The sequence below is a fragment of the Rathayibacter sp. CAU 1779 genome (assembly GCF_054551755.1).
Genome location: NZ_JBTOLK010000001.1, coordinates 505,568 through 519,316 on the forward strand (window position 1 = coordinate 505,568; position 13,749 = coordinate 519,316).

The following is a 13,749-nucleotide window of genomic DNA, read 5'->3' on the forward strand; positions in this document are numbered from 1 at the left end:
GGTGGGTCGACCGTGTCAGCGCCAGCGGTGGTCCGTGATGGTGGCACGCGGGCCGCGTCGCGCCGGCATGCGACCGGATGCAACGATGAGACGCACCACGCGCTGCCGCTGCCCGGCCCACGGCTCGAGGAGCTCCAGCATCCCGTCGTCGTCGGTCTCGGATCCGGTGAGCGCGAAGCCCACCACCTTGCACAGTCCGTAGTCCCCGATGCTGATCCGGTCGGGGTCGCCGTGCGACCGCTGCAGCGTCTCGGCGGCCGTCCACACGCCGATGCCGGGGATCGTGCGGAGCTTGGCCGCGGCATCCGCTCCCCCGTCGTCGACGATGCGTTCCAGCGACTCCGCGGACCGGCTCGCCAACACGAGCGTGCGCGACCGGCTCGGATCGACACCCAGCCGGTGCCATTCCCACGACGGAATATGTCTCAGCGTGTGCGCCGACGGACAGACGCGCAGGTCGCGCGGCGCGATCCCTTCGTCCACCCCGGGCGCGACCTCGCCGTACCAGCGCACGATGCGCGCCCACTCTCGGTACGCCTCGAGGCTCGTCACCTTCTGCTCGACGATGGCCGGCGCGAGCGCCTCCAGAACGCGCCGCGTGCGCGGCAGTCGCATGCCTTGGCGCCCGCGCAGCACCTCGACGAGGAACGGATGCCGCGACACGTCGAGCGCGCTCCAGTCGTCCCCCGCACCCAGCAGTTCGGGCACGCCCTCGATCGCCCACTCTGCGCCGCGTCCCCACGCTGCGGCGTCGACGCCGTCCGGACGCTGCACGAGTCGCAGCGTCGCGGGACCCGCAGGGGTCCGGAACGTGCGCCACACACCCTTGGCATCCCAGATCGTGGTCTGGTCGTAGGCGCCGCGGCCCAGGATCCCGAGCGTCTGCCGCAGGTCGATCGGCGTCCGCGGCCGGTATTCGCACGTGAGGGGTTCCGACAGCGAGTCTCGCAGTCCGTCCCGCGGGTCGTCGGGCGCAGTGTCGTCGACGACGGACGCGGCGATCGAGGACATGCATCCAGGCTACGGCGCCACCCTGACATCCCGTATGGCGCTGCGGGTCTCCGCACGCCGCTGGCGACAGGCGCTGAGGCGCCCCACCGCCCGCGCCACGTGCGAATCGGCGCGACGCCACCCATCCCACCGTGCGGCGTTCAGGAAAGCTGGCATGTCACCTGCATATGCGCCTCGAGATGGCCCATGTCCTGAACACGGAGCCGGATGAGCGGAGGTCAGCGGTGAGCCGGGGTTCGTGTCGAGCGGAGGTCAGCGGTGAGCCGGGGTTCGTGTCGAGCGGCTATCAGAGGTGAACCCGCACGCGTCAGCGGGCTTCGCCCGCGACCTTCGGGATCCGACGGTCGAGCGCGGTCATCAGGATGAGCGCCACGCCGAGTCCGCCGACCACCCACGCCATGGTGTGGAAGCCGGAGTCGGTCGCCTTCGCACCGAAGGCGAGGCCGATGAGGCTCGACGAGAAGATCGCGCCGATATAGGCGAACGTGCGGTAGAGACCGGATGCCACGGCGATCTCGTCCGCGCGCGTCTGCGTGTAAAGGGAGGCCTGGTTGGCGAATCCGGTGAAGCCGTTCGCGACGCCGACGAGCAGGCTCATGCCTACAGCGATCAGCCAGCTCGACTCGCTCGTGAGCAGCAATCCGACGGCGCCGGCGCCGACCAGCGCGATCCCACCGGTGACCAGCGGCCAGCGCACCCATCCGCGGTTCGAGACGACCCGCGCGAGCACGATGCTCGCCGCCGACATCGGGAGCATGATCAGGCCGGCGGTCGCCGCATCCACGTGCATACCGTCTTCGAGGAATTGCGGGGCGCCGTACATCATCGTGTACATGCCGAGCGCGGCGAGCGTCTGACGCAGGTAGGTGCGCTGCAGCGGTGAGTTGCGGGCGAGCATCCGCACGTCGATCATCGGGCTCTTCGCTCGCCGCTCCCACAGGATGAGCGCGACCAGCAGCACCGCGAACGCCGCGAGCAGCCACCAGATCGGCGCCGTCAGGTCCCCGAGAAAGACGAGCAGCGACACGATCGTCGCGGCGAACAGTGCGATGCCGGGCAGATCGAGAGCGGCGAGGATGCCGCGCCCGCCTCGTCTCTCGCGCGGAGCATCCTTCGGCACGCCGAGCACAGTGAACAAGTACGTGATGATCGCCACCGGCAGGTTGATGGCGAAGAGCGCCCGCCATCCCCACAGGCCGACGAGGATGCCGCCCAGCGGCAGCCCGATCACCGCACTCACCTGCGCGGCGATGGAGAAGTTGCCCAGCACACGGCTCGGAACACCGGATCCCGTTGCATCGGCCCTGCGGCGCACGAGCGCCATCGCCGTCGGGTATGCGGCGGAGGTGCCGACCCCGATCAGGGCGCGAGAGAGGAGCAGGAAGCCGAAGCTCGGCGCGAAGGCGCCGACCGCGCCGCCCACGAACAGGATCACGATGCCGGTGAGGAACGTGCGCCGGGCGCCGAGCAGCGTGGAGATCTTGCCCATCGTGGGCTGCATGATGGCGCTGCACAGGTAGAGCACCGAGATCAGCGTCGCCGCCGGCCCGGGGCCGAGGTGCATGTCGACGCCGATGCTGACCAGTCCGGTGGCCAGCGTGGCGCTGTTGATCGGGTTGAGCGTCGAGCCGAGCAGCAGCGGCGCGGTGAAACGCCAGCCGAACGGCTTCTTCGGAGCAGCGGATCCGGGCCCCGAGGTCTCTCGGCCTGGAGCGGATGCCACGGATGCCGGCTCGAGCGAGTCCGGCTGCGGCGGCGTCGGTTCTTCCGATGCCGGTTCGAGTCCGGTCGGTTCAAGCGACGCCGACTCGAGCGGTGTCGGTTCGATGGCGGGCACCGACGACGTGACGTCGCCGGGCCCGGAAGCGATGGGCTTCGGGTTCGTGGTGTGACTTCCTGTCATGGAGTTCTCGCGTGCGATCGTGGATCGCCGCTGCGGGTGGGATCCCGCTCGCTGTCCGTCAGTCCGACGGACCCCTGTGGTGGGCGATCAGCCTGTTCGTCCGTCGACGACGGCCGTGAGCAACTCGATGCCGCGACGGAGTTCCGCCTCTTCTGCGGTATCGAGCGAGTCGCGGATCGAGCGCGCGAGCCAGTCGGTGCGCGCGGCGCGACCGGAGAGCAGAGCCTCCCTGGCCTGGTCCGTGAGCGTCCAGAGGTGCTGACGCTTGTCGTTCGGATCCTGCTGGCTGCTCACCATGGACGCGTCGGCGAGCGCGGTGAGGATCGCAGCCATGGACTGGGGCTTCATGCCCTCAGCTCGCGCGAGGGCGGACAGCGTGGCGGATCCCTCGCGGTCGAGCCGCACGATCACGTTCTTCTGTGACGGCGTGTAGTCGCCGACGGTGCTCTGCTCGCGCAGGCGACGGGCCAGCCTGCCCGACAGCGCACGGATGCTCTCCGCGAGCTCGACCGTGCCGGTGAACGTGTCAACGGCGTCTTTGGCGGCCGGCCCGGCCGCGGCATCCGCCGTCTCGGACCCCCCACCCCGCACACGCTCATCGGTGCCGGTCGGGTTCGGGCCGAGACCGGTACCTGAGGCGTGTGCGGACGGGGTGGCCATGTCTCTATGATACCAGACTCTTCAGTTTAACTGAGCAGTTGACCTGAAGGGTCTAAGCAAACCCGCAACCCGCAACCCGCAACCCGCAACCCGCAACCCGCAACCCGCAACCCGCAACGGCAGGGTCCGCGCTCTCAGCACGAGAACAGGAGCAAAGCTGCTGTTCTCGGCGACAGCTGCTGTTCTCGGCGACAGCTGCTGTTCTCGACGCCTGCCGCCCCGACCTGCGTGGCTCCCGGCATCTGCCATTTCGGCGCACCTGGGCTGTCACGACCGATCCGAGCCGACTCGAGGTGTCACTCCCAGGTGCTGGGCGCCTCCGCGCGCGTGGACGGCAGCTTCACGTCGTCACCCCAGCGGACCAGCCACTCCGGGAGCTCGAGGTCCGGCGGCACCTGGCCGACGGCATCCAGCAGGTCGGCGACCGACACGGTGCCGCCCGTTCGCTTGAGGAACCGTGCCTTGATGAAGGCCTCGGCGTAGATCTCGCCGTTCACGACGGCGCGGTGCTGCATGTAAGCGGCCTTGTCGTCGAATCCGATGATGCGCGACTCCACGGTGAACGCCTGCCAGAGCTGCAGGGACTTGCGGAACGTGATGGTCTCGGATGCCACCACCGGGTACCACCCGTGCTCGGTGAAGATCTTCCAGATGCCGCTGCGACGGATCAGGTCGAACCGGCCGATGTCGAACAGCGAGAAGTACACGCCGTTGTTCATGTGCCTGAGGATGTCGAGGTCCGTCGGAAGCACGCGCAGCTTCGTGGAGACGACGTCGTAGTGACCGACCTGCTTGCCGAAGCGGGAGATCCAGGCGTGCAGGATCGTGCGGAAGAGCATGTGCATGACGCAAGGCTAGGCACGAGGTCCGGCCGACACCCACTCACGTGTGGAATGGCGACAAGCCGGCCGCGGACGCGCGCGGCATCCGTGGTCCCGCTGCGCAAACGCCGGCCGTCGTGTCACTGCCCAGCACGATTGCGCCATTTGGCGCAAACACGGGCACCTCAGCGCGCGGACACGGGACCCCAGCGCGCAGACACGAGACCCCGTGCGCAGAGCGCCCCAGGAGCTCCCGCCTAGAGGTGGCGCTCCGCCGGCCCGTCGTACTTCGACAGTGGACGGATCAGCGCGTTCGACGAGAGCTGCTCGATCACGTGGGCGGTCCATCCGGTGACGCGGGCGGCAGCGAACAGCGGCGTGAACGTCGCCGTGTCGAATCCCATCAGGTTGTAGGCAGGACCGCTCGGGTAGTCGAGGTTCGGCTTGATGCCCTTGCGCGTCTCCATCGCCTGCTCGAGCGCGGTGTAGAGCGCCAGCACGTCCGGACGGTCGTAGTGCTCGACGAGCCGCTCGAGGGATGCCTTCATCGTCGGCACACGCGAGTCGCCGTTCTTGTACACGCGGTGCCCGAAGCCCATGATCTTGCGCTTGCCGGCGAGCGCGTCGTCGAGCCACGCCTCCGCCTTGTCCGCGGATCCGATCTCCTCGAACGCCACCATGACGGCCTCGTTCGCCCCGCCGTGCAGCGGTCCCTTGAGCGCCCCGATGGCGCCGGTGACCGCGCTGTAGACATCCGAGAGCGTGGACGCGATGACCCGCGCCGTGAACGTCGACGCGTTGAACGAGTGCTCCGCGTAGAGCACGAGCGAGACGCGGAAAGCGTCGACCACGTCCGCATCCGGCACCTCGCCGAACGTCATGTGCAGGAAGTTGCTGGAGTAGTCGAGGTCGTCGCGCGGCTCGACCAGAGGCAGACCGTGACGGCGGCGCTGGTCGTAGGCGACGATCGCGGGGAGCTGTGCGAGCATCCGCAGCGCCTTCGGATAGACGACGGCGAAGGGGTCGGCGAGCGCGCCGAACTCGTTGTCGGGGTCGTCGCCGCCGATGACGCTGACGGCGGTGCGCAGCACGTCCATCGGATGAGCGGATGTCGGCAGATCCTCGATCGCGCGCCTCACGTTCGGCGCGAGCGAGCGCTGCCCGCGCTCGAGCGCCTCGAAGGCCTCGAGTTCGTCGTCGTTCGGCAGTTCGCCGTGCCAGAGCAGGTACGCGACCTCCTCGAACGAGCACGTCGCCGCAAGCTCCTGCACCGGATACCCCCGGTACAGCAGCGAGTTCGTCTCGGGGTTGACGCTGGAGATCGCGGTCGTGTCGACGACCACTCCGGCCAATCCCCTGCGGATCTCGGGGTCTTGCTCGCTCATGGTGCTCCTTCGCTCCGGTCAGGCCAGTCTGTCATTTGGTCGCCGCGGCCGGTCAGCGAGCCGACTCCACGACCGCGCTCAGAACAGCCCGCGCGGCGACTCCACCGACGCGAGCACGCCGTGCCGCGCCGTGAAGCTCAGGCCGGGGAGCTCCTCGGCGGTGAGCTCGGGGAGCCGCTGCGCGACATCCAGGAACCGCTCGATCTCGGATGCCTCCAGCACCTCGCCCGCCAGCGTGCGGAACTTGTTCACGTAGTCGTCCCGGCCGAAGGGTCGTGCACCCTGCGGATGCGCGTCAGCCACGGCGATCTCCTCGATGACCTTGGATCCGTCGACCATCGTGATCTCGATCCGCCCACCGAACGCCTGCTCCTTCGGATCCAGCGAGTGGTAGCGGCGCGTCCACTCCTCGTCTTCCTGCGTGGTCACCTTGCGCCACAGTGCGACGGTGTCGGGACGAGCGGCCCGCTCCGGCGCGTAGGACTTGACGTGATCCCACTCGCCGTCCTGCAGCGCGACCGTGAAGATGTACGGGATCGAGTGGTCGAGCGTCTCGCGCGACGCGTTCGGATCGTATTTCTGCGGGTCGTTGGCACCGGATCCGATCACGAAGTGCGTGTGGTGCGAGGTGTGCAGCACGACGGATTCGATGCGATCGGGGTCGTCGAAGATGATCGGGTACTCGTTGTGCAGCTTGCGCGCCAGGTCGATCCACGCCTGCGCCTGGTACTCGGCGGAGTGCTCCTTGGTGAAGGAGTCGAGGATGGCGCGCTTGGACTCGCCGAGGTCGGGGAGGGAGACGTCGTAGACGGCGTCCGGCCCGTCGAGCAGCCACGCGATGACACCGTCCTCACCCTCGTAGATCGGGGTGGGGCTGGTCTCGCCGCGCATGGCGCGATCGACGGATTCGATGGCCATCTTCCCGGCGAACGCCGGCGCGAAGGCCTTCCAGCTGGAGATCTCGCCCTTGCGCGACTGGCGCGTGGCGGTCGTGGTGTGCAGGGCCTGTCCGATCGCCTGGAAGATCACCTCGGCGTCGAGCCCGAGCAGCGTTCCGATCCCCGCGGCAGCTGACGGTCCGAGGTGCGCGACATGGTCGATCTTGTGGGCGTGCAGGCTGATGGCGCGGGCGAGGTCGATCTGGATCTCGTACCCCGTGGCGATGCCGCGCACGACGTCGCGCCCCGTGATCCCGCGCTCGGTGGCCAGGTGCTGAGCAACCGCGACGACGGGCGGGATGTTGTCTCCCGGATGCGAGTACTCGGCCGCGAGGAACGTGTCGTGGTAGTCCAGCTCGCGAACGGCCACGCCGTTCGCCCAGGCCGCCCATTCCACGCTGACGCGGCGCGCGGCATCCGTTCCGAACACGCTCGACCCGTTGCCGCCGATCGACACCGGATGCGCCAGCGCCTGCGCCCGTGCCGCCGCGACCGGATGCCGAAGCAACGATGCCGCGGCGACCGCCGCATTGTCGATGACACGGTTCACGACCATGTCGGAGACCTCGGGCGAGACCTCCACCGGATCTGCCGCCACCCGGGCGATCTTGAAGGCCAGCTGCTCGTCACGGGGCAGGTTCTCGTCGCTGCGGTGGGTGCGTACGTGCGTGATGTTCACCCGATCGAACCTACCGGGACCCGATGACGACGGCAGCACCGCGGCACCCATCCGGGTGGATCTTCAGGCTCGCAAGGCCACTCTTTGCCGGGCCACTTTTCTCCCTGATGAGCCCTCACTATTCTGTAGGGATGCCTACCATCGCCACGCTCGGAGCGTTCGCTCTCACCGCGTTCGTGATCATCGTCATTCCCGGGCCAAGCGTGCTGTTCGCGATCGGACGGTCGCTCGCGCTCGGGCGCCGCGCGGGCATGCTGAGCGTCCTCGGCAACTCGCTGGGGATCATCCCGCTGGTCGCCGCCGTCGCGTTGGGGCTCGGCTTCATCGTCGCCCAGTCGATCGTGCTCTTCACCGTCATCAAGCTCGCCGGCGCGCTCTACATCGTCTACCTGGGCATCCAGGCCATCCGGCACCGCAAGGACGGAACGCTGACAGCTGTCGCCAAGGGACCGAAGAAGTCGGCAGCGCAGATGCTCGGCCAAGGGTTCCTGGTGGGCATCAGCAACCCCAAGCTGCTCGTCTTCTTCGTCGCCGTGCTGCCGCAGTTCGTGGACTTCCATGCCGGCGCCGTGCCGCTGCAGATGATGATCCTCGGAGTCGTCTTCTTCGTCATCGCGGTGCTCTCGGACAGCACGTGGGTCTTCCTGGCGGCGCTCGCGCGCGGCTGGTTCGCGAAGTCGCCCAAGAACTCCGAACGGCTCGCGGCGACCGGCGGTGTGATGCTGATCGGGCTCGGCGGCTTCCTGGCGCTCTCCGGCAACAAGAGCTGAGCGACGCGCACCGCGACGACGGATCCCCGAGACCAGGGATTCAAGCGAGCAAAGAACCTCGAGACTGGGGATTCGCGCCGAGACTTCTGCCCACACGCGTAGTCTCGGCGCGAATCACTAGTCTCGGCGGGGCCTATCTGGCGGCACGGAGGCCGGCGGCGCCTCGGCGAATCTCAGGCACCGGGGATCGTGCCCAGGCCGTCCGCGATCGGGATGGCCGCGAGCAGGCGGCGCGTGTAGGCATCCTTGGGGTGCGCCCAGACGTCGTCGGCCGTGCCGGACTCGACGATGCGGCCGGCGCTCATCACGGCGATCCGGTCGGCGATCATCCGCACAACCGAGAGGTCGTGACTGATGAAGAGCAGTGACGCTCCTCGCTTGCTCGCCGCGTCGCGCATGAGCGTCGCGATGCGCGCCTGGAGCGACGCATCCAGTGACGCGATCGGCTCGTCGCCGATCAGCACGTCCGGCTTCGCGGCCAGCGCCCGCGCGATGGCGACGCGCTGCCGCTGACCGCCGGAGAACTCGTGCGGATAGCGTCGCGCGGCATCCGCGTCGAGCCCCACGTCGGCGAGCAGCTCGGCGACCGACGGCGCGCCCTTGCCTGCCGCCCGTCGGCCGTCCTCGATCTGCCCGCCGATGCGGCGTCGCGGATTCAGCGAGGCGTATGGGTTCTGGAACACCATCTGGATGCGTCGCAGCCGCTCGGGCCGCGCCCGCATCCCCAGCTTCGGCACGGGTTCGCCGTCGAATCGGACGCTCCCGCCGGAGAGAGCCTCCAGCCCGCACACGGCGCGCGCGAGCGTGGATTTGCCGCATCCGGATTCGCCGACGAGGCCAAGGACCTCACCCGGCGCCAGGCTGAGACTGACGCCGTCGACGGCGCGAAGCTCTCCGCGACCGCTCTGCCGGTACGTGACGGCGACATCCTCCAGCACGAGGTCAGCGGGCATCGGGCACCTCCTCGTCGAAGCCGGCTCCAGGGGGCGGAGTGTGCGGAAGCGACTCGATGAGCGAGCGCGTGTAGTCGCTGCGGGGTTCCCGGATCACCTGATAGCGGTCGCCGTGCTCGACGATCTCGCCCTGGTGCATCACGGCGATGGTGTCGGCGACGGCCGACATGACGCCCAGGTCGTGCGTCACGAGCAGCACCGCGAGCCCCAGATCGTCGCACAGCTCGCGGATGAGGCGCAGCACGCCGGCCTGCACCGTCACGTCGAGCGCTGTGGTCGGCTCATCGGCGATGAGCACGCCCGGGTCGCAGGCGATCGCCGAGGCGATCGCGATCCGCTGCAACTGGCCGCCGGAGAACTGGTGCGGATACTTGTCGAGCGCCTCGCGCGGACTCGGCACGTGCACCCGCTCGAGGAGCTCGGCCGCGCGGGACCTGGCATCCTTCTTCGACAGTCCGAGGTGGTGGCGCATGTGGTCCGTCAGCTGACCGCCGATGGAGATCATCGGATGCAGGCTCGCCGTCGGATCCTGGAACACCATGGCAACCTCCCGCCCGCGCACTCTGTTGAGTGCCCGCGAACGAAGCGCGAGGACGTTCGGCACTTGCATCCGCTCGCCGTTCAGCTCGACCGTGCCGCCGACGACGGATCCAGCCGGCTGCAGCCCGCACACGGCGAGTCCCGTCATCGTCTTGCCGGATCCGGACTCTCCCGCCAGCCCCGTCACGTGCCCGGCCGGTACCTCGAGGTCGATCCCGCGGAGGATGGGCGTCTTCGCCTGCTTCGTCGCGATGGTCAGCGTCAGGCCGCGGATCGACAGGCCACGGGTCGACAGGTTCCCGGTCGACACGTCGCGTGCGGCATCCGTCCCGCTCACATCGACACCTCCGAGACCGCCTCAGCCGTGCGAGGATCCAGTGCGTCGCGCAGCGCATCGCCCACGAAGTTGAACGCCACGACCACGGTGAAGATGGCGAGGCCGGGGAACGCCGCCAGCCACCAGCTGCTGAACTGCTGCACGCCGTCGGCGACCATCGCACCCCATTCCGGCGTGGGCGGAACGGCCCCGAGGCCGAGGAACGACAGACCGGAGAGCAGGAGGATGGCGTTTCCGAAGTCGAGCGTGGCAAGCACGAAGACGGGCGCGGCGACATTCGGAAGCACGTCCCGCGAGAGGGACCGGAACGAACCGGCGCCGAGCAGCCGCCCGGCGACGACGTACTCCTGACGCCGTGCGGAGAGCACGAGCGACCGCATCACGCGCGCGTAGTTGGGCCACGAGACCACGAGCAGCGCGACGACGGCATTGAGCAGGCTGGGGCCGAGGGACGCCGCCACGATCATCGCCAGGATGATCGTCGGAAACGCGAACACGAGGTCGGCGATACGCATGATGACCTCGTCGACGACGCGTCCAAAGTACCCGGCGATGGCGCCCAGCACGGATCCGATGATCATCGACGAGACGACGAGGACCAGCGACAGCGGCAGCGAGACGCGAGCACCGTACAGCGTGCGGGAGAGCACGTCGCGACCGAGGACATCCGTTCCGAACCAATGCGCCGCGTTCGGCGGTGCGAGCCGCTGGAAGTCCTGTGCGAGCGGATCGTACGGCGCGATAAGCGGTGCGAAGATCGCGATCAGGAGCCAGAGGGCGATGACGGCGACGCCGACGATCGCCATGGGCCGCCGCCACTGCGGCGCCAGCAGCGGACGCCGCCGGCGCTTCCACGGAGGCGTCCGCATGATCCTGCGGCCCTCGGATCCGCCGTCCAGGACGCGCCCGTCCATCTCCGGCCCATCGGACGTCTGCCCAGCAGAGGCCTGCCAAGCGGATGCCTGTGCTCCGGCACTCATTGCACCCTCACTCTCGGGTCGATGAAGCCGTAGACCACATCGATGATGAAGTTGATCGCGATGTAGACGACGCCGACCACGATGCCCACGCCCATCACCGCTGGGAGGTCGAGCGTGGTCGCCGCCTTGTACGCGTACTGGCCGAGGCCGCCCCATCCGAAGACCTGCTCCGTGAGCACGGTGCCGGAGAGCAGCGACCCGAACGCGAGGCCGACGATCGTGAGGATCGGAAGCAGCGAGCCCCTCAGGATGTAGCGGAACACCACAGTGTGCGCCGCAAGGCCCTTCGCCCGCGCGGCCTTGACGTAGTCCTGGGACAGCACGTCGAGCACACCGGAGCGGGTGAAGCGCACGAGCAGTCCGACCGTGTACAGCGTGAGCACCAGTCCGGGCAGCACCAGGTGCGACAGTGCGTCCCCGAACGTGTCCCATTGGCCGGAGAGAAGGGCATCGACGGTGTACATGCCGGTGACGGTCGGAGGCGGGGTGGTCGCCGGGTCGAGTCGCCCCGTGCCAGGCGCCCAGCCCAGCTGGTAGAAGAACACGAAGAAGAGGGCCAGTGCCAGCCAGAAGGTCGGGATCGAGATCCCGATCAGGCTGAACACCCGGATGACCTGGTCGGAGAAGCGGTTGTGACGCAGCCCGGCGATGAGCCCGAGGCCGATGCCGATCACGATCGAGAAGACGATGACGAAGAGCGCGAGCTCGGCTGTGGCGGGAAAGGCCACGGCCAGGTCCTGGGTGACGGGGTTGTGGGTCTGAGTGGAGGTGCCGAGGTTTCCCTGAAGCACATGACCGAGGTAGATGAAGTACTGCACTACCACCGGCTTGTTCAGCCCCTGCGCCTCGCGGAACGCGGCGACAATCTTCGGATCCCCCGCCGCCCGCTCGCCGAGCGCCGCCTGCACCGGGTCGGCCGGCACCAGGTTGGTGAGCACGAACGTGACGATCGTCACCCCGATCACCAGCAGCAGGCTGATGCCGAAGCGGATCCCGATGTAGCGGAGCAGCGGATGCGGCAGGCGCCTGCCGACGCGGGGTGCGACGACCGACGCCTGCTCGACGTCGCTACTTGATGGCAGCGAGGTCAACGTTCCATACGGAGTTCAGCTTCAGCGAGGAGATGCTGGTCGACGTGGCCACGTACTGTCCTGGCTGCACCAGTGCCACGAAGGGCCCCGTCGCGTTCTCCGCCCTCTGCCAGTCACCGTACGCGGCGGCACGCTCGTCTCCGGTTGCCGCGATGGCCTTCTGCTGCGCGTCCGTCACGGCCTGATCGGCTCCGGTCTTCCAGCCGGCACGGAGGCCAAGGTCCTCACCCGGGTTGAAAACGAGGTAGTCGGACGGATCCGGGAAGTCCGGACCCCAATACATGATCCCGGACTGGAGCTTGCCTCCGCGATAGGCGTCGAGGAACGTCGAGATCGGCGACGGCGCCAGCGTGAGCTTCACCCCGATCGCAGCCAGCTGGGACTGGATCGCCTGTGCCAAGGTGTCCATCTGCAGGCCGTTGACGGTGATGTCGTTCGGATACGAGAACTTCACGTCCTGCCCGGCATAGCCACTCTTGGCCAGAGCCGCCTTCGCTGCTGCCGCATCGTAGGTGTCCGCGGCGTCCGGCTTGATCGCGCCGAGGAACTGCACGGGCACCATGCCTCCCGGCTGCTCCGAGCCAGAGCCCGCGATCGACAGGATCTTGTCGTAGTCGATGCCCTTGCGCATCGCGGTCAGGAAGTCCGCTTTGTCGGTCACGCCGCCCGAGTATGCGGAGTCCTGGTTGAACCACAGGTAGATGAGGTTCGGAGACACTGCCTTGATGATGTTGGTCTTGGCTGCGTCGAGACCCTCCACCTGGTCGGCCCCAAGGTCAAGGGCGACCTGGGACGATCCCGCCTGGATGTTGATCTTCTGCGTGGGCCCGGCGACGTTCTCGAGCACCACCTTGCTGTACGCGGGTTTGGTTCCCGTGTAGTGCGGATTGAGCGCGAACACCACCTTCGTGTTCACCCCGTACGACTGCAGCATGTACGGGCCGGATCCGGCCGAGGTCTTGTTGAGGAAGGACTCAGCCGAGTCCGATTTCGCGGTGGAACCGCCGTGCTTCTTCAGCAGTTTCGAGTTCACGATTCCGAGCGACGGGTTGGGCAGGATGAACGGCAGTGCCGGATTCGGATCCTTGCTGGTGAGCACGACCGTCTTGTCGTCCTTCTTGGTGACGGTCACTCCGTCGAGCAGGAACGACGGATTGCCGGCGATGCCCTGTACCCGTTTGAGCGAGAACACGACGTCGTCGACCGTCACCGGCGTTCCATCGGAGAAGGTGTGCTTTCCGTTCATCGTGAGCGTGAGGGTCTTCTGATCCGACGACTCCTTGTACGACATGAGGTCGGGCACCGGCTTCGTCACGTCGCTGCCGTTGAACGTCAGCACAGTGTCGTAGATGGCATGGTCGATGATCGATCCGGTGAGCTCGAAGGCGCGCGCGGGGTCGGAGGTCTTCAGATCGAACGAGTTGTCGACAACGAGGCTCTTGCCGCTAGAGCCTCCCGATCCGCCCCCGCTCGAGCATCCGGCCAGAATGACAGCTGCGGAAGCGCCGATGACGACGGCCGCTGCGAGGCGGCGGTGAGAGCGGATCATGTGTGTCTTCTCTCTTCGGGTTGGAGCTGCGGCGTCGGTCGGGCTGAGCACGATTGCCGCGCGCGGATTCCCCAACCGTAGAGGCGAACGGTTTCGCCGACGTTTCGGCTCGCCCGATTGGGCACTGGTTCG

The 13,749-nt window shown here is 68.0% G+C and carries 12 protein-coding genes; 1 reads left to right on the forward strand and 11 read right to left on the reverse strand.

Annotated elements, in window-relative coordinates:
• Positions 1 to 15: 15 nt before the first annotated feature.
• The 6 genes from ACX9R5_RS02160 to ACX9R5_RS02185 all read right to left on the reverse strand — a co-directional run bounded on the left by ACX9R5_RS02160 (position 16) and on the right by ACX9R5_RS02185 (position 7,397).
• Complete coding sequence (locus tag ACX9R5_RS02160; RefSeq protein ID WP_459407368.1) at positions 16 to 1,011, reverse strand: DNA-3-methyladenine glycosylase family protein; 996 nt, start codon at positions 1,009 to 1,011, stop codon at positions 16 to 18.
• Positions 1,012 to 1,318: 307 nt separating this feature from the next.
• The gene (locus ACX9R5_RS02165; RefSeq protein WP_459407369.1) at positions 1,319 to 2,914 is read right to left on the reverse strand and encodes an MFS transporter; all 1,596 of its coding nucleotides are present in this window, start codon (positions 2,912 to 2,914) and stop codon (positions 1,319 to 1,321) included.
• Between the two features lie 87 nt (positions 2,915 to 3,001).
• Positions 3,002 to 3,574: a MarR family winged helix-turn-helix transcriptional regulator gene (locus tag ACX9R5_RS02170; RefSeq protein WP_459407370.1), complete on the reverse strand. Its 573-nt coding sequence runs from the start codon at positions 3,572 to 3,574 to the stop codon at positions 3,002 to 3,004.
• A 296-nt stretch (positions 3,575 to 3,870) separates the two neighbouring features.
• Complete coding sequence (locus tag ACX9R5_RS02175; protein WP_459407371.1) at positions 3,871 to 4,419, reverse strand: acyl-CoA thioesterase; 549 nt, start codon at positions 4,417 to 4,419, stop codon at positions 3,871 to 3,873.
• Between the two features lie 233 nt (positions 4,420 to 4,652).
• Positions 4,653 to 5,780, reverse strand: coding sequence for a bifunctional 2-methylcitrate synthase/citrate synthase (locus ACX9R5_RS02180; RefSeq protein WP_459407372.1), 1,128 nt, complete (start codon positions 5,778 to 5,780; stop codon positions 4,653 to 4,655).
• 78 nt (positions 5,781 to 5,858) lie between these two features.
• Entirely contained in the window at positions 5,859 to 7,397 is a 1,539-nt protein-coding gene (locus ACX9R5_RS02185) for an MmgE/PrpD family protein (RefSeq protein ID WP_459407373.1), read from the reverse strand.
• 131 nt (positions 7,398 to 7,528) lie between these two features.
• On the opposite strand from ACX9R5_RS02185, the gene ACX9R5_RS02190 reads away from it, so the two are divergent.
• The gene (locus ACX9R5_RS02190) at positions 7,529 to 8,167 is read left to right on the forward strand and encodes a LysE family translocator (protein WP_459407374.1); all 639 of its coding nucleotides are present in this window, start codon (positions 7,529 to 7,531) and stop codon (positions 8,165 to 8,167) included.
• Between the two features lie 173 nt (positions 8,168 to 8,340).
• Here the strand turns inward: ACX9R5_RS02190 and ACX9R5_RS02195 are convergent, their stop codons facing one another.
• Genes ACX9R5_RS02195 through ACX9R5_RS02215 form a run of 5 tightly spaced genes read right to left on the reverse strand, consistent with a single transcriptional unit; the run spans position 8,341 to position 13,617 of the window.
• The gene (locus tag ACX9R5_RS02195) at positions 8,341 to 9,120 is read right to left on the reverse strand and encodes an ABC transporter ATP-binding protein (protein WP_459407375.1); all 780 of its coding nucleotides are present in this window, start codon (positions 9,118 to 9,120) and stop codon (positions 8,341 to 8,343) included.
• Positions 9,110 to 9,997: an ABC transporter ATP-binding protein gene (locus ACX9R5_RS02200; protein ID WP_459407376.1), complete on the reverse strand. Its 888-nt coding sequence runs from the start codon at positions 9,995 to 9,997 to the stop codon at positions 9,110 to 9,112. The genes ACX9R5_RS02195 and ACX9R5_RS02200 overlap by 11 nt, the downstream gene beginning before the upstream one ends.
• Complete coding sequence (locus tag ACX9R5_RS02205) at positions 9,994 to 10,977, reverse strand: ABC transporter permease (RefSeq protein WP_459407377.1); 984 nt, start codon at positions 10,975 to 10,977, stop codon at positions 9,994 to 9,996. The genes ACX9R5_RS02200 and ACX9R5_RS02205 overlap by 4 nt, the downstream gene beginning before the upstream one ends.
• Positions 10,974 to 12,068, reverse strand: a complete 1,095-nt coding sequence (locus ACX9R5_RS02210) for an ABC transporter permease (RefSeq protein ID WP_459407378.1) — start codon at positions 12,066 to 12,068, stop codon at positions 10,974 to 10,976. The genes ACX9R5_RS02205 and ACX9R5_RS02210 overlap by 4 nt, the downstream gene beginning before the upstream one ends.
• The gene (locus ACX9R5_RS02215; protein ID WP_459407379.1) at positions 12,046 to 13,617 is read right to left on the reverse strand and encodes an ABC transporter substrate-binding protein; all 1,572 of its coding nucleotides are present in this window, start codon (positions 13,615 to 13,617) and stop codon (positions 12,046 to 12,048) included. Before ACX9R5_RS02215 ends, ACX9R5_RS02210 begins: the two co-directional genes overlap by 23 nt.
• Positions 13,618 to 13,749: the final 132 nt, after the last annotated feature.

Coding starts and splice junctions, on each gene's coding strand:
- ACX9R5_RS02160 (WP_459407368.1), bottom strand. CDS start 1,011: ATGTCCTCGATCGCCGCGTCCGTCGTCGACGACACTGCGCCCGACGAC.
- ACX9R5_RS02165 (WP_459407369.1), bottom strand. CDS start 2,914: ATGACAGGAAGTCACACCACGAACCCGAAGCCCATCGCTTCCGGGCCC.
- ACX9R5_RS02170 (WP_459407370.1), bottom strand. CDS start 3,574: ATGGCCACCCCGTCCGCACACGCCTCAGGTACCGGTCTCGGCCCGAAC.
- ACX9R5_RS02175 (WP_459407371.1), bottom strand. CDS start 4,419: ATGCACATGCTCTTCCGCACGATCCTGCACGCCTGGATCTCCCGCTTC.
- ACX9R5_RS02180 (WP_459407372.1), bottom strand. CDS start 5,780: ATGAGCGAGCAAGACCCCGAGATCCGCAGGGGATTGGCCGGAGTGGTC.
- ACX9R5_RS02190 (WP_459407374.1), top strand. CDS start 7,529: ATGCCTACCATCGCCACGCTCGGAGCGTTCGCTCTCACCGCGTTCGTG.
- ACX9R5_RS02195 (WP_459407375.1), bottom strand. CDS start 9,120: ATGCCCGCTGACCTCGTGCTGGAGGATGTCGCCGTCACGTACCGGCAG.
- ACX9R5_RS02205 (WP_459407377.1), bottom strand. CDS start 10,977: ATGAGTGCCGGAGCACAGGCATCCGCTTGGCAGGCCTCTGCTGGGCAG.
- ACX9R5_RS02215 (WP_459407379.1), bottom strand. CDS start 13,617: ATGATCCGCTCTCACCGCCGCCTCGCAGCGGCCGTCGTCATCGGCGCT.